Source organism: Pantoea sp. UBA5923, assembly GCF_002431095.1.
Classification (GTDB): domain Bacteria; phylum Pseudomonadota; class Gammaproteobacteria; order Enterobacterales; family Enterobacteriaceae; genus Pantoea; species Pantoea piersonii.
In genome coordinates this window covers 1-22,065 of sequence record NZ_DJDN01000004.1, presented here as the reverse complement: position 1 = coordinate 22,065, position 22,065 = coordinate 1, and the positions used below count along the sequence as shown (strand labels likewise).

The following is a 22,065-nucleotide window of genomic DNA, read 5'->3' as shown; positions in this document are numbered from 1 at the left end:
CGTTGTAAAAATAATTAACCGTTAGCAAGCGAAGAGATAGCAGAATAATCAATTCGGCGATCCTTGCCGAGAGGGTTGTTGGTGAGTTTTTAGCAACGTACGTTGCAGTTTTAGCCGTCCCTGGCAAGCCCGTTACGGCATCTGCGGATAGACCCCTGGACCGATAGGCAATCCCAGCGCATACCAGGCGAGCAGCAGCGCAATCCAGGTGATAAAGAAGAGCACCGGATAGGGGAAAATCAGCACGTAATAGGTGCCGAGCTGCGCATCTTTCTGGTATCGCTGCAGGAAGGAGAGGAACAGCGGCAGAAAGGGCGACATCGGCGCCAGCGGCAGCACTGCCGAATCGGCGATGCGGAAGATCATCTGGGCGAAGGCGGGATGGAAGCCGAGCAGCATAAACATCGGCACGAATACCGGCGCAAGAATAGACCAGATCGCCGAACCGCTGGCGATAAACATACAGAGAAACGCCGACAGGAACATCAGGCCGAGGAAGGCTGGCGCGCCGCTGATGCCCGCGCTCTCCAGCACATCGGTCAGACCGATGGCCATAAATTTGCCCATATTGCTCCAGTTAAAAAAAGCCACGAACTGCGACAGCGGAAACACCATCACAATAAAGCCCGCCATGCTTTTCATCGGCTCCACCAGCAGCTGCGGAATATCATCCGGACGGCGGATCTGCTTCGTGACCGCGCCATAGACGATTGCCACGACAAAGAAGAACAGGATGATGATCGGCACGATGCCTTTGATAAAGGGCGACGGCACGATACCGCCGCTTTTCGGATCGCGCAGCGGCGCGTGTTCCGGCACGACCAGCAGCGCCATCACGCCGATAAACAGCAGCGCCGCGATGCCTGCCGCGCGCAGGCCGCGATTCTCCAGCGGCGTCAGGGCCGCCAGCCGCTCGCTGCTGCCTTCTTTCCACTGCGGCAGGCGCGGCTCGATAAACTTGTCGGTCAGAATGGCGCCCGCCACGGTCAGCACGATCACGGAGGTGGCCATAAAGAACCAGTTGTCGATCACGCTCACGTGCACCGTATCGCTCACCGCTTTCGCCGCCTCGGTGCTGATGCCGGAAAGCAGCACGTCGGTGGTGACAATCAGCAGGTTGGCGGTAAAGCCGGACGCGACGCCCGCAATCGCCGCCAGCAGGCCCGCGACCGGATGGCGGCCCACGGCGAGAAAAATCAGCGCGCCGAGCGGCGGCATCACCACCAGCGCGGCATCAGAGGAGATATGGCTGAAAAAGGCGATAAACAGCACCATATAGCTGGCGTAGCGGCGGCTGACGCGCGACGCCATCTTCACCATCAGCGACTGCAGCAGGCCGACCTTTTCCGCCAGGCCCGCGCCGAGCACCAGCGCCAGAATCGAACCGAGCGGCGTAAAGCCGCTGAAATTTTTGATGATGTTGGGCAGGATCCACTGCAGGCCCGCGACGCTCAGCAAATTATTGACGCGCACCAGCTCGCCGCTGACAGGATTTTTTACCGCCAGATCGAGGCTGCTGATAATGGCGGTCGCCACCATCAGCACCAGGATCAGATAAACAAACAGCAGGAAGGGATTGGGGACTTTATTACCGACCCGCTCAATCCAGCCGAACACTTTCCCAGGGCTGCGATTCTCCGACATTACGGTCATGTTATTCCTCGTCTTGTATGGTCGTGTTTGCGTTTTTTTATTGTGTTATCGGTCCGCGCCTGAGGCGCGGCCGTGGCTCAGTTGGCCAGTTTTGAAGGCGTGACGCCTTCAGGTATCGGACAGCGATAGGGCTGCGCGCGGCGCGCGCGCTCAAATTCGGCGCGACAGCGCGCCAGCGCCTGGTCATCGTTCAGCAGCTCCAGTACGGTGGCGGCCATCACTTTGGCCGCCAGCAACATGCCTTTATGCGCGATAGAGGTGCGTCCCTGCGCTACCAGCTGCCATGTATGCAGCGGGGTGCCGAAGGTAAAGCAGGGCGCGAAGCACTGCGCGACAGGCGTGACCCAGCTGACATCGCCGACGTCGGTAGAGCCGTAGAGCAGCTCGCGCGTCGCCGCGCAGGGCGCTACCTCGTCCATCAGCAGCTTGTCGCCGTTCGCCTCGATCCAGGCCGCGCCCGCCTCGCCGCCGGTGCGCGCCGCATTGAGCCGGGCATTGCGCAGATCGTCCTCGCTGAGCGTGGCGCGGATCTCGGCGGCGAAGGCGCGCTCTTCGTCGCTGTAGTGCGGCAGACCGAAGTGATGCAAATAACGCTCCATTACCGCCTCCAGCGCGCGATTCGGCACGTAGTTGGAGCACGCCTTGTCGAAGCGAACGGTGAGGTGCGTGTCGGTCATCAGCGCCGCGCCCTGGGCGATATTGATAACGCGCTGGTAGATCTCCTGCGCCTGCGGCAGCTCCGGCGCGCGGATCAGGTAAAGCACCTCAGCATCAGCCTGCACGACGTTAGGCGAGACGCCGCCGCTGTTGGTGACTGCATAGTGCAGCCGCGCCTCCTGCACGATATGCTCGCGCAGAAAGTTCGCGCCGGTGTTCATCAGCGTCACGGCGTCCAGCGCGCTGCGTCCGAGGTGCGGCGAATTAGCGGCGTGCGCCGCCACCCCTTTAAAGTGAAACGCCGCCTGGATATTCGCCAGCGTGCTGAGGTTAAACAGGCCGCTGAAGCCTTCGGGATGCCAGGTTACGGCGGCGTCGACATCATCGAACAGCCCCTCGCGCACCATAAAGGTTTTGCCGGAACCGCCCTCTTCGCCGGGGCAGCCGTAAAAGCGAATCGTACCGCGCCCGCCGTGTTGCTCCCTCCACGCCTTAAGCGCGAACGCCCCCGCCAGCCCTGCGGTGCCGAGCAGGTTATGGCCGCAGCCGTGGCCGTTGCCATTCTCCTCCAGCGGTTCAGGCCGCGCGCAGCCCGCTCGCTGGCTCAGCCCCGCCAGCGCGTCGAACTCGCCAAGAATGGCGATAACCGGTTTGCCTTCGCCCACGCTGGCGATAAAGGCGGTTTCAATGTTGCCGACGCCGCGCGTCACGGCGAAGCCCTCCTGCTCCAGCGCATCGGCCAGCAGCGCGCTGGAGCGGGTTTCGGCGAAGCGGGTTTCCGGCGTGTCCCAGATAGCGTCGCTGAGAGCGGTAAAGCGCGCCTGGTTAGCGTCGATATAGTCGCCGAGGAAATCAGCGTTCATCGCCCGCCTCCAAACTGCGACTGATTGAGTGCCAGCGTCGCCAGCATCTGCACCGCTTTACCCATTACGCTTTCGTCAAAATCGAACTTCGCGTTATGGTGGCCCGCCGCCAGCTCGCAGCCGAAAATCGCGTAGGTCGCCTGACCACCGCGCTGTTTTACCCGCTCCATCATATAGGTGGCGTCTTCCGATCCGGCGGCCTGCGCTTTACTATCCACCACCGAGTCGAAGATGCCCAGCGCCTCCGCCTGCTGATGAAGGAAATCGACCCAGGGCTGCGTTGGCGTGCAGCTGCGCGCCGCGCCCATCAGTTTGACCTCATACTCCACGCCGTACATCGCCGCCGCGCCAGCGATAATACGCAGCGCCTGCTGGTAGATATCGTCGTTGACCTCATTGCTGACGCCGCGCGTCTCCACCTTCATCAGCGCCGTATCGGCCACCACGTTGCGGCCCGTTCCCGCCTGCAGTACGCCGACGTTGACGCGCGCTACGCCACCGCTGTGCTGCGGCAGGCCATGCAGACCCAGCGTGGCCTGCGCCGCCGCCAGTAAAGCGTTGCGGCCTTCTTCAGGCTTGCCGCCCGCGTGCGCGCCGACGCCGGTAAAATGCACGTCCAGCTTGGTGGTGGCGAGGAAGCTGTCGCTGCCGCACACCAGCTCGCCGGCGGGCACGCCGGTGCCAAGATGGATGGCGGTAAAGAGATCGACATCGTCCACCACGCCTGCTTCCACCATCGCCTTCGCGCCGCGCACGCCCTCTTCGGCAGGCTGAAAGATCAGCTTAATGGTGCCGCTCAGCTGCGACTTCATCGCCATCAGCACGCTGGCAAGGCCGAGCCCGATGGTGGTATGGCCGTCGTGGCCGCAGGCGTGCATCATGCCAGCGTTGCAGGAGGCGAAGCCTTCGCGTTGCGGCAGATGGTCAGCCGCCTGGCTCTCATTGAGATCCAGCGCGTCCATATCGACGCGGAAACCCATTACCGGGCCGGGTCGACCGGTCTCCAGCGTGGCGACAATGCCGCAAAAGCCGCCGGAGAAAGCGGGCAGCCACTGCGCCAGCGCTCCCTGCTGCAGCGCGCGCGCCTCCTGCTGCTTGAGGGTGTCGGCGTCGGGCAGCCCCATACGCGCCTCGGCATTGATTACCTCGCGGCCGAGCTGCAGCTGATAACCCAGCGTATGCAGCGCGTCGGCTACTCGCGTTGCGGTGCGGAATTCCAGCCAGCCGGATTCGGCGAACTGATGAAGATCGCGCCGCCAGTTTTGCATTTGCGGCGCCAGCGCCTGGACCTGCTCAGAGAGGGTTGTCATAGGAAATCCTTATTGTTGGTTTTTTATGCACAGTCCCGAATTTACACAAGCCTCTCTGGCCGCATAAGATGCAAATATCTTTCTCCTGATAAACAGTGGTTATCATGCCGTCACAGCTTAAGCTGCATCAGCTGCGCGCCTTCGTTGAGGTTGCGCGCCAGGGCAGCATCCGCGCCGCAAGCCGTCTCTCCGGGCTTTCCCAGCCTGCATTGACTAAATCGATTCAGGAACTTGAGCAGGTTTTAGGCGCGCGGCTCTTTATCCGCCGCCAGCAGGGCGTGGTGATGACCGACGTGGGTGATAACTTTTTTCGCCATGCCAGCCTGGTTTTAGAAGAATTACGTGTGGCGCAGGAGGATATTCAGCAGCGGCTTGGGCTGGCGGGTGGACGGGTCAATATCGGCGTGGGCGGCAGCGTGGCGCGCACCATCATGCCGCAGGTGATCACCCAGTTTCACCGCGAATACCCGCTGGTTAAAGTGCGTATCGTGGAGGGGCAGCTGGTGTCGATGATCCCAGAGCTGCGCCAGGGCGAGCTTGATTTCACCATCAACACCTACGATCAGAGCCATCTCGATCAGGAACTGAGCTTTGAGAAAATGATGCAGCGCGAATACCGGGTGGTGATGCGTAAAGGGCATCCCATGGAGAAGGCGCGTTCGCTGGCGGCGCTACAGCAGTGCAACTGGACCATGCCGACGCCGAAAGGCAGCTACTATCGCCTGCTGCACGATCTCTTTAGCGAGCGCGGCATGGCACCGAAAATCGTGGTCTCCTGCGAGACGTTTATGGCCTGTACCAGCCTGGTGGCGCAGAGCGATTTCGTCAGCATTTTGTCGGTGGACGTGATCAACGACCCGGTGCTGGGCCATCAGCTGGTGGCGCTGGAGCTGGACGATCCGCTGCCGAAAGCGACCTTCTATTTGATTCAGCGAAAGGATACCGCGCTGACGCCGATGAGCGCCTACATGGCGCAGCTGTTCCGCCGTTATTGTCAGTAAAAACAAAGGGTAAACTCTATCGTCTACACTGTTAAGGTGCTGTAAAAATCCAACCGACAAATGGAGGTGAAGATGCAAGTCAGTCCTTATCTGTTTCTCTACGGCCGTTGTGAAGAGGCTATCGACTTTTACCTGAAGGCCACCGAGGGAGAGCTGCTCTATAAAATGACGTTCGGCGATATGCCGGATCAGGGCGAACAGGTTGGCGATCAGTCTGCGCCGCCGCTGCCGCCGGAGAAGATTATGCATGCCCATCTGCGTATCGGTCAGGGCGAGCTGATGCTGAGCGATGGCAATACCGATCAGCCTCCGGCATCGGAGCATGCCGGTTATGCAGTAAGCCTTTCGACTACCGATGTGGAGCAGGGCAAAGCCTGGTTTGAGAAACTGTCGGCTGGCGGGAAAGTGACGACGCCGTGGCAGGAGACCTTCTGGTCAAACGGATTCGCCATGTTTATTGATAAATTCGGCATCCCGTGGCGTATTAACGTGGTGAAGCCGCAGCACTAAGCGGGCGTTTGTACGGTCGTTTCTGTCAGAGAGCGATCAAAGTCTGCAGGCGGGAGAGCTGGACCGAGGAGCAAAGCGTCCCGCCCCAGGGAAGGGGCGGGCCGAGCTGGCAGGGATGCCGCTTTTTGCGTCTTTGCGATCGGGCCAGCTCTCCCGCGCTCGCTCGCTTTCACAACCGGCGACATTCTGTGCCGCCCGTGTCTATCAGAAGTTATAGCCCGCCACCAGGTAGTAACCCCAGCCGGTCGATTTCACTTCAAACGGCCCGCGGCCAAAGTTCAGCTCCTGACCGTCCGCCCACTGTCCGCCGTTATGGAAATAACGCGCCACGGCAGAGATATGCCAGTGATCGTAACCCAGCGACAGAATATGGCTGGAGGCGATGGAGTTGCTGGTACGCGAAGCGTCTGACTTGTCGCGCAGGTCAGAACCCCAGTCAAAGTTGGTAAAGCCGATATAGCTCAGGTTGCCGCCCCACAGCGTGGTGATCGGCACCATATATTTCACCTTGAAGCGATAGCCATCCCAGCTGTTCTCATTCGCCGCGCCGTAGTTTTCCCACTGGTATTTGGCGTAAACGTTAAGCGACAGACCAACGTCGCTGTGCGTATCGATATCGGTGCCGAGACCCATATACCAGGTGTTCTGGCGGTTATCGCTGTTGCGGCCCATATCGTAGATATAGTTGTTGGCGAAATACCACTCTTTGAACGGACCGAAAGCCAGGCTGGTGCCGGTCAGCTTATCAATAGAGAAACGCGGCTCAATTTCCATGAACATCGGCGAACCGTGGTCGAAAATACCGTTGGCGTTACTGTTGCCCATGCCGAAGAAGTTGGTCAGGTCGAGGTAGCCGTAAAAATCGAACCAGTCTTTTTTGGCAAAAGCCTCATATTCCAGATAGACATCATTATTGAACTGCGGCCCGAAGCGGGTGTGATAGCTGCCTACCACGTTAACGCTCTGGTGCCACCAGTCGGAAAGATATTGCGGATCGCTTTCGGCGGCGTGCGCGCTGCCAGCCAGAGAAGTCGCCAGCAAGGCTCCTGCTATCAAGGTTTTAAATGTCATTCTCATTAACCACATGCTTTCGACCACGCCTGAACGCAGTCAAGGTGAAATCAATCCCAGAGTAGGGCGGCGGAAATGTAACCGTTTTTTACTGCCGGTTTCTAGCCTGCGTAGCCTGACCGTTACAGGGCGATAGAAAATAGATTTTGCTCACGTTTGTCAAAATGTGTTGCATTGCATTTACGTGAAATTGTGAAGTGCATCACGAAAATAAGCAGCAGCGAACGGAACGCCGCAACCGTTTACGTTGTCGGCATCGCGCGCGAACGTGAAATTCAGGGCAGGGTGACGCGAACCTGCAAACCGCAGATAGCGCCTTGTGGGTTGAGACAGTTGGAGAGGGCAACCTGGATATGGTGTTTCTGCGCCACGCTGCGCACTATTGATAACCCTAAACCGCTGCCCTGCGCCTTCACCGTGGGGGCACGAGTAAAGCGATCAAAGGCGCGATCGATAAAGGCTTCCGGCATGCCAAGCCCGTTGTCAACGATATCGACCACGGTACGATCGCCAACGCGGTGCAGCAGCACGTCCACCAGACTGCCTTCCGGCGTGTGCAGCATGGCGTTGCCGATCAGGTTATCGAACAGGCTGCGCAGCTCGGAGCGGCTCGCCTGCAGACGATAGTGGGTCGAGCCGTTAAAGCCGATATCGATGCCGCGCTTATCGGCCACCACCATCAGCTGCTCAATGCTCTCTTTCAGCAGATCTTCCAGCTCAATATGCTCAACCGAGGCAACGACGGTTTTATCCTCCTGGCGAGAGATATTAAGCAGCTGCGTCACCAGATGGCGCGTGCGCGTGACGCCTGCCTCCAGCTGATCGAACTGGCGGCTCGCTTCGCCGGGCTGAATATGCTGACGCAGGTTCTCCAGCTGCAGCGTTACCGCGGTCACCGGCGTGCGCAGTTCGTGCGCGGCGTCCTCAAGAAACTGGCGCTGCGACGACCAGGCGGCGCGCAGCTTATTGAGCAGCGAGTTGTACGCCTCCACCAGCGGCAGGATCTCGTCCGGCAGCCCTTCCGGCGAGACGAGATGAGGATGCAGCGTCTCCTGCGCCGCGATTTCACGCGACGCGACGCGCAGATCGCGGGTGATTTTGCGCACCACCAGCCAGATCACCAGCAGCGAGAGCGGCATCATTAAAATCATAGGGATAATGGCCGACAGCGCGCGCTGTACCATTACGGAACGCATATAGCTCAGGTTATGCATAACCTGAATGGTCTTGATCTCGCTGCCCGGCTCGCCGGGGCGCGTATAGATACGCCAGGCGCACTCGTTGCAGTCGCCGACGTCGATATCGTGCCACCCTTTTTCCGCCTGCAGCGGCGCATGCAGCTCCGGCCAGGAGCTGGCGCGCAGCTTGCCGTTGCTGTCCCACAGCTGCACCACATAGGCGCTTTTGACCTTGTCGGCGTGCAGCATCAGCGGCATCAGCGCCGGGATCTCTTTATTGGTCGCCCAGGCGTCGGCGATTTTCGACAGCTGGTCATCCTTCATGGTGCCAATCATCTCGCCGTAGCAGCTGAAGAAGTACCAGGTTACGCCGCCAATCATCAGCAGATGGATAATCAGCAGCGTACTCAGCAATTTATTACGCAGGGAGCGCATAAAGGTAAAAGGTTTCATAATGCAGGCACGCGCCAGCCGAGTCCGCGCACGTTGCGGATGGCGTCATTGTCGAGTTTGCGGCGCATGCCGTGGATCAGCACGTCGACCGCGTTGCTGGTTACCTCTTCGCCCCAGCCGTAGATGCGGTTCTCCAGCTGTTCCCGCGACAGGATCGCGCCGGGACGCTCCAGCAGAGCGTAAAGCAGCGCATATTCGCGCGCGGTAAGCTGCTCGCGCTGCCCCTTGTAGAGCACTTCGCGCGTCATCATATCCAGCTGTACGTCGCCGCTGCCGAGCAGCGAGTCCGCCGCGCCGTGGCGACGCCGGGTAATTGCGCGCATGCGCGCCAGCACTTCTTGCAGATCGAAAGGCTTCAGAAGGTAGTCATCGGCGCCGCTGTCGAGTCCCTGCACGCGCTGCGCCACGGTATCGCGCGCCGTTAAAATCAGCACCGGCGTGGTATCGCCGCGTCCGCGTGCGCGCTTCAGCACCTGCAGGCCGTCGTCGCGCGGCAGGCCGAGATCGAGCAGCACACAGGTATAGTCACCTTCGCTCCAGGCGTGATGCGCGAAAACGCCGTCGCGCACCCAGTCAACCGACCAGCCTGTGGCTTCCAGCGCCTGCTGCAGGTTGGCGCCGATCATTTCATCATCCTCCACCAGTAGCACGCGCATGAAAAATCTCCTCGTTGATAAGTAGCCGCAGTTTACGCCGGGATTATTAGCACAGAATTAAAGCTGCCGCACAGCGCGCCCTGCGGCGCGCGATGCTAATTCTGCGCTAATTTTCCGCTAATTAAGGGATAAATTTCCTGCGTTAAAGTGGGTTCACTGAAGATCATGCCGTATCAGGAGGAACTCATGAATCAGCGCGAATTTATTCGTAGTTTGCTGCAGTGGATTGAAAACAACTTAGGTCAGGATCTGCATCTGGATGAGGTCTCGCGCCGCTCGGGCTATTCCCGCTGGCACCTGCAGCGTCTGTTTCGTCAGCATACCGGCTTTTCGCTGGCGGAGTATATTCGCCAGCGCCGTCTGACCGAATCCGCTCTGCTGCTGCTGAACAGCAACGAGGCGATTCTGCAGGTGGCGATGAACTACGGTTTCGATACCCAGCAGGCCTATACGCGCACCTTTAAAAATTATTTCCGCGTGACTCCAGGGCAGCTGCGACGCCAACGGCGCGTCGAGCCGGACCGGCTGCTGTTCCCGCTGGCGATGGCGAGCTAAGGTCAGCAAACAGGTGTAACGGATCGCTGAATTGTTTAGTCTGCTTTTTTCCGGCGGACAAAGACAATCATGGATAACAGCGAAAACTTAACGGCGATGATGATGTTCGCCCGCGTGGTGGAGTGCAGGAGCTTCAGCGAAGCCGCGCGCGCGCTCGGCCTGTCGAAATCCCACGTCAGCCGGGAGATCGCCCGGCTTGAGGTGCGGCTGGGATTTAAGCTGCTGCAGCGCACCACGCGCAAACTGGCGCTGACCGAGCTGGGCCAGGCTTACTATCCTTTCTGCACCCGCATGCTGGCGGAGATGCATCGCGCCGACGCCTTTGTCCAGCAGCTGCATCAGAACGTTGCAGGCAACGTGCGGCTGCAGGCGCCGGTCACCTACGGCTGCCAGTGCGTGGTACCAGCGCTCAATCCTTTTCTGCGTCGCCATATCCATATCAACGTCGATCTCGACCTGACCGATCGCGGCAGCGATCGGCTGGAAGAGCAGGTCGATATCGCCATCGTTATTCGCGCCCGCGCGCCGCAGGGGGCGCACGTTCGGGTGTTAGGTAATATCGACTGGGGACTCTACGCCGCGCCGGACTATCTGGCGCAGCGCCCGCCCGTTACTCATCCCGATATGCTGCCGCGCCACGATTTGCTGATGTTTCACGGCCCGGCGCATACCGCCGCGCTCCCTTTTCGCCGCGATAAGCAACGACTGGCGATCGACGTGCGCAGCCGCTTTCGCGCCAACAACAGCATGGCGTTGCTCAACGCCGCGCAGGCGGGCAGCGGCATCGCCTATCTGCCTTCCTATATGGCGCAGGCGGCACTGGCGCGCGGCGAAATCACCCAGCTGCTGACGGAGTGGCAGATGGATCGCCTGCAGAGCTATCTGCTGCTGAAAGAGGCGCAGCCCGCCGCGCCGATCAGCCTGCTGTGCGACGCGCTTATCGCCGCGCTGAGCGGCTGATTGTTGCTGTCTGGCAACAGCGGGCGGCGCTGAGTAATTATCGCGGCGGGACTGTTGTTCGCGCATCAACATCGCTAGCCTGAAGGTCAAATAAGACGGAGGGCTTTATGGAAGCGATCGCCGCGCCAGACGCGCAAATCTGGAAGCGTAACTTATGGGTATGCGTGCTGGGCTCGTTCAGCACTATCGTGGCGATGACGCTACTGCTGCCGTTTCTGCCGCTCTATGTGCGTCAGCTTGGCGTGACGGAACCGGCGGCCATCGCGCGCTGGTCCGGGCTGGCCTATGGCGCGACCTTCTTCAGCGCCGCGCTGACCGCGCCGCTCTGGGGCAGGCTGGCGGATCGCTATGGCCGCAAGCTGATGCTGATCCGCGCCAGCCTCGGCATGGCGATCGCGATGGCACTGATCGGCATGGCAAGCGCGCCCTGGCAGCTGGTGGCGCTGCGCCTGCTGGCGGGGCTGCTTGGCGGCTACGCCTCCGGCTCAACCATTCTGGTGGCGTCCCAGACGCCGAAGGCGCAGACGGGCTGGGCGCTCGGCGTGCTCTCATCCGGGATTATGGCGGGCAATGTCGTCGGCCCGCTGTTAGGCGGCGTGCTGCCGCCGCTGATTGGCATTCGCCATACCTTTTGGCTGACCGGCGGCGTGATCTTTCTCGCCTTTCTGGCGACCACTTTTCTGCTTAAAGAGCTGCCGCGCCAGCCTGCGGCGACGCGTCGCGCCGACAGCGCGTCCGGCCACCTCAATCACGGCGTAGTAAGGCTGATGTGGCTGTCGGGGATGCTGCTGATTTTCGCCAATATGTCGATTGAGCCGATTATCACCCTCTATGTCGGGCAGTTTGTTCAGGGGGATCACGCCGTCACCGTTACCGCCGGGCTGGTGATGGCCGCAGCCGCGCTGGGCAGCATTCTTTCTGCGCCGCGGCTGGGCAAACTGGCTGACCGTATCGGCCACTGGCGCGTGCTGAGCGCCGGGCTGCTGGTCTGCGCGATGCTGCTTATTCCTCAGGCGTTTATTACCGCCGCGTGGCAGCTGGTGGTACTGCGCCTTTTAATGGGGATGGCGCTGGGCGGCCTGTTGCCCTGTATCACGGCGATTATTCGGCACAGCGTGCCGGAAGGGCAGGTCGGCCGTATGCTTGGCTACTCTACCTCGGCGCAGTATATCGGCCAGGTAAGCGGCCCGCTGTTCGGCGGCTTTATTGGCGGGGCGTTCGGTATGCGGCCGGTATTTTTGCTGACGGCGGCGGTGATGGTGCTGTGCGGGGCGGTAAACTGGTGGCAAAGCCAGAAGGAGCAGCAATAAAAAAAGCGGACCGAAGTCCGCTTTTTTAATCACCTCAATGAGGCTTATTTCTCATCAGGCAGCGCATAGGCAATAACATAGTCGCCCAGCTTGGTGCCGAAGGAGCCATGACCGCCTGCTGCGATGACAATGTACTGCTTGCCGTTCGCTTCATAGGTCATCGGGGTCGCCTGGCCGCCAGCCGGCAGACGCGCCTGCCACAGCTGCTCACCGGTTTCGGTGCTGAAAGCGCGCAGATAGTTATCTGCGGTCGCACCGATAAAGAACACCTTACCGGCAGTGGCGATTGGGCCACCCAGCATCGGCATACCCATCTTGAACGGCAGCGGAACCGGCGCGCTGTCGCGCGTGGTGCCGATACGTTTCTTCCAGACGACTTCATTGGTTTTCAGGTCGACAGCAGAAACGTAGCCCCAGGCCGGCTGTTTACACGGCAGACCAAACGGCGACAGAAACGGGTTCAGCTCAACGCCGTACGGCACGCCGTACTGCGGCTGGATACCGGTTTCGGTGCCTGAACCACCGTTCGCGCCTTCTGGCGGCTCGATCGGGTTGCCCGGACCGCGCGGCACCAGTTTAGAAACAAACGGCAGCGCCATCGGGTTGGCAATAGCGATCTGGCGATGCGGATCGACCGCAATACCGCCCCATTCGAACATGCCCAGGTTGCCCGGGAACACCAGCGTGCCCTGCTCGGACGGCGGAGTGAACGGACCTTCGTAGCGCAGACGCTTGAAGATCACGCGGCACACCAGCTGGTCATACAGGGTTGCGCCCCACATATCCTTGTCCGTCAGATTCTGCTTCGGACGGAAGGTAAGCTCGGAGTAAGGCTGCGTCGGCGAAACGTGGTCACCTTTCGCTGCACCCTGTGGAACCGGGGTTTCCGGCGCAGGTACAACCGGCTTGCCGGTACGGCGATCCAGCACAAAGATGTTACCGGTTTTCGCCGGGGCGTAGATCACCGGAACGGTATTGCCGTCTTTATCGGTGATATCGGCCAGCGTCGGCTGCGACGGCAGGTCCATGTCCCACAGGTCGTGGTGTACGGTCTGATAGGACCATACCAGCTTACCGGTGGTGGCGTTCAACGCCAGCACGCTGCTCGCATAACGCTCCTGCTCCGGCGTACGGTTGCCGCCCCAGATATCCGGGGTAGAAACGCCCATCGGCAGGTAAACGGTATCCAGTTTCGGATCGTAAACCGCCGGCGCCCAGGAGTTCGGCGAGTTCATGGTGAAGGTGTGTTCGTCAGCCGGGATAGCGTTAGGATCTTTCGCGCCCGGATCGAAGACCCACAGCAGTTTGCCGGTGTTAACGTCGAAGCCGCGGATCACGCCTGACGGCTCGCGGGTCGAGTAGTTATCGGTTACCGCGCCCGCAATCACGATAGTGGTATCGGTGATAACCGGCGGTGAGGTCGGCTCATACTGACCGGAGGTAGTAACCGGCTGCTTGTGCTGCAGATCCAGCTCGCCGTTGTTGCCGAAGGCAGGGCAGCGCGCGCCAGTTTCCGCATCCAGCGCGAACAGGCGACCATCGTTTACCGGCAGGTAAATACGGCGCGAGCAGAGCGCAGGCTGGTTGTTAGCAGCATCGGCCGCAGCAGGCACTTCGTGGTAAGAGACGCCGCGACAGGTGACATGCTGGAAGGTCGGGTTCGGTTTCAGGCCCGGATCGAATTTCCACTTCTGCTTGCCGGTGGTCGCGTCGAGCGCGAACAGGATCTGGTGTGGCGAGCAGAGATAAAGGGTGTCGCGAACCTTAATCGGCGTCACTTCGTCGGTGATTTCACCCGGATCGTTCGGGGTTTTCAGATCGCCGGTCTGGAACTGCCAGGCAACCTGCAGGTTCTTCACGTTCCCTTCGTTGATCTGCTTCAGCGGGGAGAAGCGGGTGCCCTGCTGGTCACGCGCATAGGCGGGCCAGTCGGCGTCGTCGATATTGCTCAGCGGCTGTGCTGGCGTGGCGTTCTGCGCGGTTTCCGGCAGCTTGCCGTTCACCGTCTGCGGATCGTTAAACACCGCATAGGCCAGCACGAGAGCGCTGGCAATCAGCGCCACAGCCATGCTGCCCAGCGCGGCTTTGCTGCCGGCGTTTACGCTACGGTAAACAAAGGGCAGGATCAGCCAGACGCCGAAGATCACCAGCACGTCGGTGCGCGGCGCCAGGGCCCAGAAGTCAGTACCGACTTCCCACACGCCCCAAATCAGGGTGCCGATCAGCAGCAGCGCATAGAGAACCAGCGCGGTGCTTTTGCGACGTGACAGCAGATAAGCGGTGATAAGCATAACCACACCGCCGATAACGTAATACCAGGAACCTCCGATAGCGGCTAACCAACCACCGCCAATCAGCATAAACGCGCCCGTCAGGAATGCGAACAGTACCGTCAGGAAACGAATTACGCCAAAAGATGAGGAACTTTTCCCCATAATGTCGACCTCGTTTTTTTGCCATAAAAACACAGAAAACAACGCATTAGGCTGTTTTCACGTCATAAAGTACGTAAGAAAGCAGGTGTTCAATGCTGCTCTTTCCGTGAGCAACGCAATCCATGTGAGTTAAATTTTATAGCAAAAACGTTAAGAGGTTTGATTTTTTTAGCGCTTTGCGCTTGAGCGCGTAATTAGGACGACATTTTATGGGGTTTTACGCTGCGTTATGGCGCGAAGCCTGCGCCCATAACGCTAGCGGTTGGGTTTTTCCTCGGTAATTCAGCTAAGCAGGGAGCCTGCGCGTCGCTGCTGCTGCCAGCCAGATATATTCAACGCCTTCATCACCTCGGCGGGCGGCGCGGGCTGAGCGCTGCGGACAATAACCTTAATGTCTCTTTCAGCAAATGAAGATAATAAAAAGGGAAAGGTGAATTTTTGATAATTAGCGTTAAAGAAATCTTCGCTTAACACGATGCCGGAAAAAGGAAAAGATTCTATCAGCCGCCAGTCAGCGCCGGGCGGGGCAAAGTCGAGTAGCCAGAAGTGAAAAATATTTGTTATTTCAGGCAAAGCGAGGCGGCACTCTTTCAGCGCCTCATAGTTAATGGCAAGACGGATCCGTGAATTTTGCCAGTTACAATATTGTTCCGGCGCGGCAATGATTTGTTTAAGCTGCTTTACCGCGACGGGAATAATCATTAAGGCTGCTTCATTTGCAGAATGATTCGTCCACGCAACTATGTCGGTATTATTATTGGTTTCTTTAACATCATCCAGTAAGTAAGGTTTTGAATAACAAAAACCCAGCAGCGTACCTGCCGGGCAGAGAATATTTTCAGTAACATATGGATTGTACAAGCTATTTTCCATGCATCTCTGGTTAAAAGAAAAAGTCGGACAAAATTGAAAATTGTTTTTCAAGGTAACGCTCAGGTTACTGCTGGACTCAATATAAAACGGAATTATTAAAGGCGTCACCCTTTTTATGCGCCTTGCCGCGCGGCAATTAGCAGACATTATAATGAAACCTTTAATAATTTTCTGGTACTAATTTTGGGTTTCTGGAAATAAATAGTCTGATAATAGTCAGTAATTAACCCAATGCCAGACGTGCCATTTTACCCGCCTGACAAAGCACATCCCGACATTGCCAGGGGGCGTGAAATCAAGCACGCTGTGCTACGCATTCGCCTGCGCGGATAAAAAAGAGAGGCTCACGCTATGACGTGAGCCGGCAGAGTGATCAACGGGATATATTATGGATTCTATGGCATCGACAGCGGATGATTCGCTGTTAAAACACCGGGCGTTCGTCGCTTTCTGGCTGGCGCGCACCTGCTCATCGTTTGGCTTTCAGATGTTCTCCGTCGCCATTAGCTGGCAGATCTACGCCCTTACCGGCAGCGCTATGGCGCTGGGGATTATTGGCCTGATGCAGTTTCTGCCGTCGGTGCTGCTGGCGCTGCCTGCCGGTCATCTGGCCGATCAGTTCGACCGACGCCGCATCGTCCTGCTGGGCCAGCTGATAGAGTTTGTCGCGCTAGGGGCGCTGGTGCTGTTAACCCTGTTTCAGTGGGCAGGCAAAATCGAAATCTGGGGGCTGGTGTTCCTTATCTCGGTGGCGAAAGCGCTGGAGTGGCCCGCAATTACCTCGATGCTGCCTGCGCTGGTGCCGCCCGCTATTCTTGCGCGCGCCATGGCCTCGACGTCGGTTGGCAGCCAGGCGGCGGTTATTGTCGGCCCCACGCTGGGCGGTCTGCTCTATGTCGCCGGACCAGACGTGGTTTATGGCGTCTCTGCCGCCTTTTATCTGCTGTCGCTTTTCCTGGTGGCCCGCCTGCGCTATGAGCGTCCACCGCAGACGCGTCTGCCGATGAATCTGCCGAACCTTTTTGCCGGCGTGCGCTTTATCCGCGATCGTAAAGATGTGCTCGGCGTGATTTCGCTGGATCTTTTCGCCGTGTTGCTCGGCGGCGCGACGGCGCTGCTGCCGATATTTGCCCAGGATATTCTCCACACTGGCCCCTGGGGGCTTGGTCTGCTGCGCGGCGCGCCTTCGGTGGGCGCCCTGCTGGTGGGATTGTGGCTGAGCCGCAATAAGCTGGAGAAACATGTCGGTATGATCATGTTCGGCTCGGTGGCAGGATTCGGCATCGCCACGCTGGTGTTTGCGCTCTCCACCCAGCTCTGGCTGTCGCTGCTGGCGCTGGCCGCGCTCGGCGGATTCGATATGGTGAGCATGGTGATCCGCGGCGCGCTGGTGCAGCTCGATACGCCGGATGATATGCGCGGCCGCGTTAACGCGGTTAATGCCATTTTTATCAATACCTCGAACCAGCTCGGCGAGTTCGAGTCGGGGATGCTGGCCGCCTGGTTCGGCGCAGTGCCCGCCGCGGCGATTGGCGGCATCGGCACGCTGGTGGTGGTGGGGCTGTGGATGGCGCTGTTTCCGCATTTACGCAAGCGCCAGAAGCTGGAGAATGATCCTCAACATGAAGCTACGCGGAATTGAATATGGTTTCTCACTACTATCTTGGCATTGATGGCGGCGGTACTCGCTGCCGCGCCCGACTGACTGATGAACACGGTAAGATCCTGGCGCAGGCTGAAGGCGGCCCGGCGAATGTCTTCTCCGCTTATAATGCCGCTATCGGCGAGCTTGACGCGCTGATAGCTCAGGTTGCCGATAAGGCGCAGCTCTCCGCCGCGCAGTTTCATATCGTTGCCGGTCTGGCAGGGGCTAACGTGCCCTCTGTCCAGCGGCGTCTTGCTGACTGGCGGCCGCTCTGCGCCTCGCTACGCGTAGTCACTGATGTAGAAATCGCCTGTACTGGCGCGCATGGTGGCGCGCCAGGCGCAGTGTTTATTGTCGGTACAGGAAGCCAGGGGGCCTGCTGGGATGGCGAAAACTTTACGCTGCTCGGCGGATGGGGTTTTGCGCTTTCCGATCTCGGTTCCGGCGCGGTGTTGGGGCAGCGCGCGCTACGGCTGGCGCTGCTGGCGCATGAAGGAGTTGTACCCGCCTCGCCGCTGACGCAGTGTCTGATGTCCCGGTTCGCGGAAGATGCTGAAACACTGCTGCTTTGGTCGCAGCGGGCGACGACCGCCGACTGGGGTAGCGTAGTGCCGGAAATTTTCGCCGCCGCTCAGCAGGATGATATTCATGGCCTGACACTGGTGCGGCAGAGCGCAGAGGAGATTGCTCTGATGACACAACCTCTGCTGGCGCGCCAGAGCGGTAAACTGGCGCTGATGGGCGGTCTGGCGCAACCCATTGCACCTTATCTGCCGGAAACGCTGCGGCGCTTGCTGGTCTCTCCGCAGGGCGACGCGCTGAGCGGCGCACTGGAGCTGGCCCGCCGCGCCTGTTTTTGAGAGATATTTCACAAAGCAGCGAGGTGGCGGCCAGAGAAAGGTTTCCTCACGCTCTCCGCGTTGAAATAGCGGCTTCTTTCTTAACAGGAGCCGCACTATGAACCTTTCCCTTGCTGATTTTCATCCTGCCGCCGATGGCGAAACCCTGGATACGGCGGTGCTGCAATACGCCATCGATCAGATCGCTGCCGCGGGCGGCGGGCGCCTGACGGTGCCTGCCGGGCGTTACCGCAGCGGCTGCCTGAATCTGCCTTCAGATTTTGAACTGCACCTTGAAGCGGGCGCAGTGCTGATCGCCAGTCAGCGGCTGGCCGATTACCAGCCGTTCCAGGCGCTGAGCAGCGCCGAGAAGTCGCACAATGTGCTGCTCTACGCCCTTGGTCAGCGCAATCTCACCATCAGCGGCACTGGCCGCATTGACGGCGACGGCGAAGCCTGGTTCGCCACCGGGCGTGACGAGCAGGGCTACCGACTGCCGCGCGCCGACAGGCCACGCATTATTGTGTTTGAAGATTGCGAACAGGTGCGGCTGGAGGACTTTACCATTGTGCAGGCCCCGATGTGGACTGTGCATCTGGTAAGCTGCCGACATGTGCATATCGACCATCTCACCATCGACAACGCCATGACCATGCCGAATACCGACGCGCTGGATATCGACAGCTGCGAGGCGGTGTTTGTCAGTAACTGCTACCTCAGCGCTGCCGATGACGCTATCTGCATTAAAACCACCCACAAACCAGCGGCTCTGCGGCGTCCGGCGCGGCAGATTATGATTAGCAACTGCCAGCTACGCAGCTACAGCTGCGCCTTTAAAATCGGCACCGAAACCTGGGATGATGTGGAAGATGTGACGGTCACCGGCTGCACCATATTTGACTCCAATCGCGCCGTAGGCATTCTGTCTCGCGACGGCGGCGCCCTGCGGCGTTTGCTGTTCAGCCAGCTGACCTTTGTCTGTCATCATGCGCCGCCTTGCCACTGGGGAAAGGCCGACCCGCTGTTTATTTCAGTACGCAGCCGCAGTCCTGACATTATGCCCGGCAGGGTTGAGCAGGTGCAGTTCAGCAATGTTGTCGGCGTGGCGGAAGGGGCGATCAACCTGCATGCGGCGCGGCCGGGCGATATCCGCGACGTGCTGATCGCCAGTGTGCAGCTGCGCCAGACGCTGAGCCATGATAGCGCGCAGGGACAGTATGATATTCGGCCGCCGTGCAACCCGGACGCGCCAACCGGCATGGGACTGGATAATGCCTATAAGCTCGACCCCAGAACCGGCGAAGCGTACGGCGTAGAGCGTTATCCCGACGGCCTGCCCGCGCTGTTCGCACGCGGCGTTGAGAACCTGCGCTGGCATCACCTGGCGGTTGAGCGGCCTGAGCCGCTACCGCCAGGCTGGCATACAGAGCTGTTTGATGTGGATTAAGCGTTGAGCGCGGCGGCGATCGCTGCGCCAAGCGCTTCGGTGTCTGCGTCGCCGCCAAGATCGCGCGTCAGGCATTCGCCCTGCGCCAGCGTGCGTTCGATAGCGTCAAGCACCGCGTCGCCCGCCTCTTTATAACCCAGGTGTTCCAGCATCATCGCGCCGCACCAGATCTGGCCGATGGGATTCGCCACGCCTTTACCGGCGATATCGGGCGCGGAGCCGTGTACCGGTTCGAACAGGCTAGGGAAGGTGCGGTCAGGGTTGATGTTAGCGGAGGGCGCAATGCCGATGGTGCCGGTACAGGCCGGGCCGAGATCGGAGAGGATATCGCCGAACAGGTTGCTGGCGACCACCACGTCGAACCAGTCAGGATGCAGCACGAAATTGGCGGTAAGAATATCGATATGATACTTATCGACTTTGACCTGCGGATAGTGCTCGCCCATCGCCTCAACCCGCTTGTCCCAGTAGGGCATAGTGATGGCGATGCCGTTGGATTTCGTGGCGGAGGTCAGGTGCTTTTTCGGGCGGCTGTTTGCCAGCTCGTAGGCAAATTTCAGGATGCGATCGACGCCGGTGCGCGTCATCACGGTCTCCTGGATCACCACTTCACGCTCGGTGCCGGGGAACATCGTGCCGCCGACGCTGGAGTATTCGCCTTCGGTATTTTCACGCACCACGTAAAAGTCGATATCACCCGGTTTGCGGTTCGCCAGCGGTGCCTTAACGCCGGGCATCAGGCGCACCGGTCGTAAATTAACGTACTGGTCGAACTCGCGGCGGAACTGGAGCAGCGATCCCCACAGCGAGACGTGATCCGGCACGATCTCAGGCCATCCCACCGCGCCGAAGTAGATCGCATCGAAGGTTTTCAGCTGCGCAAACCAGTCATCGGGCAGCATCTTGCCGTGTTGCTGCCAGTATTCGGCGCTGGCGAAATCGAACCACTCCCAGCGCAGCGCGATACCAAATTTTTCAGCCGCCGCATTCATCACGCGGATGCCTTCCGGCATCACCTCTTTACCGATACCGTCGCCGGGGATCACGGCAATACGATGGATTTTTTCAGTCACAGGGCACCTCACAGGGTTGATGTTCGAATTGTCTGCGCAGTATAACTTTGCATCACCGGGAAATAATTAGCCTGAAACGCAAGCCAATGTTGAATCAAAGTAAAGAATCCCGCACTTCGACCGACGATCTCGCCTTCTTTGTGCGTATCGCTACCCTTGGCAGCCTGACGGCGGCGGCGCGCGATCTCGGTTTATCGCTGGCGGCGGTCAGCAAGCGCCTCAGCCAGCTTGAGCGACGGCTCGGCGTGCAGCTGCTCAGGCGCACCACGCGGCGTCTGGAGCTGACGGCAGAAGGACGCCGCTATCTGGACGGCGCGCGTCCGCTGCTCGATCAGCTGGCGGCGCTGGAGGAGGCGGTAAGCGGCCAGACGCAGACGCTGCGCGGCACGCTGAATATCAACGCCTCGTTCGGCTTTGGACGCCGCCACGTCGCTCCCTGCGTCTCGGCATTCGCGGCTCTGCATCCCGACCTGTCGCTTTCGCTGCAGCTCAGCAGCCAGCCGCTCAATTTTCTCGACGCTAACGTGGATATCGATGTGCGCGTCGGCGAACCGCCCGATTCAAGGTTGGTGGCGCGTCGGCTGCGCACTAATCCGCGCATCCTTTGCTGTTCACCCGCTTACGCGGCCCGCTGCGGACTGCCCGCCGATATTCATGGGCTGGCGCAGCACAACTGCATTCTGCTGCGCCAGCATGAAGGGGACTTTACCCTGTGGCGCTTTGTTAAGGGGGGTGAGAGCAGCAGCCAGAAGGTGCGTGGCAGTCTGCTCACTAATGACGGCGAGGTGGCGATGCGCATGGCGCTGGACGGTCACGGCATCCTGCTGCGCTCGTGGTGGGATGCGCAGCACGCCATTGAACGGGGCGAGCTGCTGCACGTTCTGCCGGAATGGCAGGCGCCTGACGGTGATATTTTCGCGGTATGGCAGGCGCAGCGTCAGCTTCCGGCGCGTATTACCGCCTTCGTCGATTTTTTACAGGCGCGTTTACAGCAGGAGGCGTAACGCTGTCGTCGCGGCGGGTTAATATTTACACATTGATTGTTAATGAGTATGATTCTCATTCTTTTTGAGCGCTGGCCGCTGCGGATTAACCGGGTGGAGGCGACTCATTCGCTAAGGGAGTCATGCATGAAACCTCTGTTCAGTCCGCGCAACGCCGCGCTTGCTCTGGCGATTGCCGCCGCTTTTGGCCTGACAGCCTGTCAGGCGCCGGCGAAAAAAGCCGAAGCCCCGACCGCCGCCGCGCAGACCGCCGCCTCACAGGTGAAACAGCGCGAACTCGCCTTTGGTCTGTACGAGATGGCCTACGCGCCAGGCGCTAAAGCGCTTTACGTCGCCAGCGCCGACGCCTTTAAGGATGTCAGCGGCGGCGTCATCTATCGCCTCGATCCCGCCACGCTGGAGACCACCGGCAAAGGCTATACCGATCTGAAGAACTTCGGTATGACCATGAACGATGACGGCAGTCTGCTCTACGTGACCAACACGCTGGATGGTGGCGTCTCGAAGATCGATCCGGTGAAGGGCAAGGTGCTGGCACGCACGCTGTTCAGCGAGCGCAACGAGAAGGGATC

The 22,065-nt window shown here is 59.6% G+C and carries 19 protein-coding genes; 10 read left to right on the top strand and 9 right to left on the bottom strand.

Translation table 11 applies throughout. The features are described from left to right. Nucleotides 1-132 precede the first annotated feature (132 nt). The 3 genes from abgT to B3797_RS00205 all read right to left on the bottom strand — a co-directional run bounded on the left by abgT (nucleotide 133) and on the right by B3797_RS00205 (nucleotide 4,483). The gene (abgT, locus tag B3797_RS00215) at nucleotides 133-1,653 is read right to left on the bottom strand and encodes a p-aminobenzoyl-glutamate transporter (protein WP_311783295.1); all 1,521 of its coding nucleotides are present in this window, start codon (nucleotides 1,651-1,653) and stop codon (nucleotides 133-135) included. Between the two features lie 77 nt (nucleotides 1,654-1,730). Next, nucleotides 1,731-3,173 carry a M20 family metallopeptidase gene (locus B3797_RS00210; RefSeq protein ID WP_311790046.1) on the bottom strand — a complete coding sequence of 481 codons (1,443 nt, stop codon included), beginning with the start codon at nucleotides 3,171-3,173 and terminating at the stop codon, nucleotides 1,731-1,733. Continuing rightward, nucleotides 3,170-4,483 (bottom strand): M20 family metallo-hydrolase, encoded by a 1,314-nt coding sequence (locus B3797_RS00205; protein WP_311783293.1) that lies wholly within the window; start codon nucleotides 4,481-4,483, stop codon nucleotides 3,170-3,172. The genes B3797_RS00210 and B3797_RS00205 overlap by 4 nt, the downstream gene beginning before the upstream one ends. A gap of 104 nt (nucleotides 4,484-4,587) precedes the next feature. Between B3797_RS00205 and B3797_RS00200 the strand changes: the two genes are divergently transcribed. After that, nucleotides 4,588-5,484: a LysR family transcriptional regulator gene (locus B3797_RS00200; RefSeq protein ID WP_311783292.1), complete on the top strand. Its 897-nt coding sequence runs from the start codon at nucleotides 4,588-4,590 to the stop codon at nucleotides 5,482-5,484. Between the two features lie 72 nt (nucleotides 5,485-5,556). Next, a complete protein-coding gene (gene yjdN / locus B3797_RS00195) occupies nucleotides 5,557-5,994 on the top strand; it encodes a VOC family metalloprotein YjdN (RefSeq protein ID WP_311783291.1) in 438 nt (145 codons plus the stop codon). 204 nt (nucleotides 5,995-6,198) lie between these two features. Here yjdN and B3797_RS00190 read toward each other — a convergent pair whose 3' ends face one another. From B3797_RS00190 to B3797_RS00180, 3 genes are all read right to left on the bottom strand, one after another. Then, nucleotides 6,199-7,065: a nucleoside-specific channel-forming protein Tsx gene (locus tag B3797_RS00190; protein ID WP_311783290.1), complete on the bottom strand. Its 867-nt coding sequence runs from the start codon at nucleotides 7,063-7,065 to the stop codon at nucleotides 6,199-6,201. A gap of 275 nt (nucleotides 7,066-7,340) precedes the next feature. Then, the gene (locus tag B3797_RS00185) at nucleotides 7,341-8,696 is read right to left on the bottom strand and encodes a sensor histidine kinase (protein ID WP_311790045.1); all 1,356 of its coding nucleotides are present in this window, start codon (nucleotides 8,694-8,696) and stop codon (nucleotides 7,341-7,343) included. Further along, nucleotides 8,693-9,352 carry a response regulator gene (locus B3797_RS00180; protein WP_120455248.1) on the bottom strand — a complete coding sequence of 220 codons (660 nt, stop codon included), beginning with the start codon at nucleotides 9,350-9,352 and terminating at the stop codon, nucleotides 8,693-8,695. Before B3797_RS00180 ends, B3797_RS00185 begins: the two co-directional genes overlap by 4 nt. A gap of 186 nt (nucleotides 9,353-9,538) precedes the next feature. Here B3797_RS00180 and B3797_RS00175 point away from each other — a divergent pair, with 186 nt between their 5' ends. From B3797_RS00175 to B3797_RS00165, 3 genes are all read left to right on the top strand, one after another. After that, entirely contained in the window at nucleotides 9,539-9,907 is a 369-nt protein-coding gene (locus B3797_RS00175; protein WP_103793698.1) for a helix-turn-helix domain-containing protein, read from the top strand. Between the two features lie 69 nt (nucleotides 9,908-9,976). Beyond that, entirely contained in the window at nucleotides 9,977-10,867 is an 891-nt protein-coding gene (locus B3797_RS00170; RefSeq protein ID WP_311790044.1) for a LysR family transcriptional regulator, read from the top strand. 107 nt (nucleotides 10,868-10,974) lie between these two features. Continuing rightward, nucleotides 10,975-12,177: an MFS transporter gene (locus B3797_RS00165; protein ID WP_311790043.1), complete on the top strand. Its 1,203-nt coding sequence runs from the start codon at nucleotides 10,975-10,977 to the stop codon at nucleotides 12,175-12,177. A 44-nt stretch (nucleotides 12,178-12,221) separates the two neighbouring features. Here the strand turns inward: B3797_RS00165 and B3797_RS00160 are convergent, their stop codons facing one another. Further along, complete coding sequence (locus B3797_RS00160) at nucleotides 12,222-14,612, bottom strand: glucose/quinate/shikimate family membrane-bound PQQ-dependent dehydrogenase (RefSeq protein WP_311790042.1); 2,391 nt, start codon at nucleotides 14,610-14,612, stop codon at nucleotides 12,222-12,224. A 282-nt stretch (nucleotides 14,613-14,894) separates the two neighbouring features. Next, the gene (locus B3797_RS00155) at nucleotides 14,895-15,485 is read right to left on the bottom strand and encodes a hypothetical protein (RefSeq protein ID WP_311790041.1); all 591 of its coding nucleotides are present in this window, start codon (nucleotides 15,483-15,485) and stop codon (nucleotides 14,895-14,897) included. A gap of 388 nt (nucleotides 15,486-15,873) precedes the next feature. Between B3797_RS00155 and B3797_RS00150 the strand changes: the two genes are divergently transcribed. From B3797_RS00150 to B3797_RS00140, 3 genes are all read left to right on the top strand, one after another. After that, nucleotides 15,874-17,127 carry an MFS transporter gene (locus B3797_RS00150; protein WP_311790040.1) on the top strand — a complete coding sequence of 418 codons (1,254 nt, stop codon included), beginning with the start codon at nucleotides 15,874-15,876 and terminating at the stop codon, nucleotides 17,125-17,127. 2 nt (nucleotides 17,128-17,129) lie between these two features. Beyond that, nucleotides 17,130-17,990, top strand: coding sequence for a BadF/BadG/BcrA/BcrD ATPase family protein (locus B3797_RS00145; RefSeq protein ID WP_311790039.1), 861 nt, complete (start codon nucleotides 17,130-17,132; stop codon nucleotides 17,988-17,990). A gap of 97 nt (nucleotides 17,991-18,087) precedes the next feature. After that, entirely contained in the window at nucleotides 18,088-19,416 is a 1,329-nt protein-coding gene (locus tag B3797_RS00140) for a glycoside hydrolase family 28 protein (RefSeq protein ID WP_311790038.1), read from the top strand. Here the strand turns inward: B3797_RS00140 and B3797_RS00135 are convergent. After that, nucleotides 19,413-20,489 (bottom strand): tartrate dehydrogenase, encoded by a 1,077-nt coding sequence (locus B3797_RS00135; protein WP_311790037.1) that lies wholly within the window; start codon nucleotides 20,487-20,489, stop codon nucleotides 19,413-19,415. The genes B3797_RS00140 and B3797_RS00135 overlap by 4 nt on opposite strands. A gap of 86 nt (nucleotides 20,490-20,575) precedes the next feature. Here B3797_RS00135 and B3797_RS00130 point away from each other — a divergent pair, with 86 nt between their 5' ends. Both B3797_RS00130 and B3797_RS00125 read left to right on the top strand, forming a co-directional pair. Continuing rightward, complete coding sequence (locus B3797_RS00130; protein WP_311790036.1) at nucleotides 20,576-21,493, top strand: LysR family transcriptional regulator; 918 nt, start codon at nucleotides 20,576-20,578, stop codon at nucleotides 21,491-21,493. Nucleotides 21,494-21,619: 126 nt separating this feature from the next. Next, a partial coding sequence (locus B3797_RS00125; protein ID WP_414693018.1) for a YncE family protein occupies nucleotides 21,620-22,065 on the top strand: 446 nt, incomplete at its 3' end.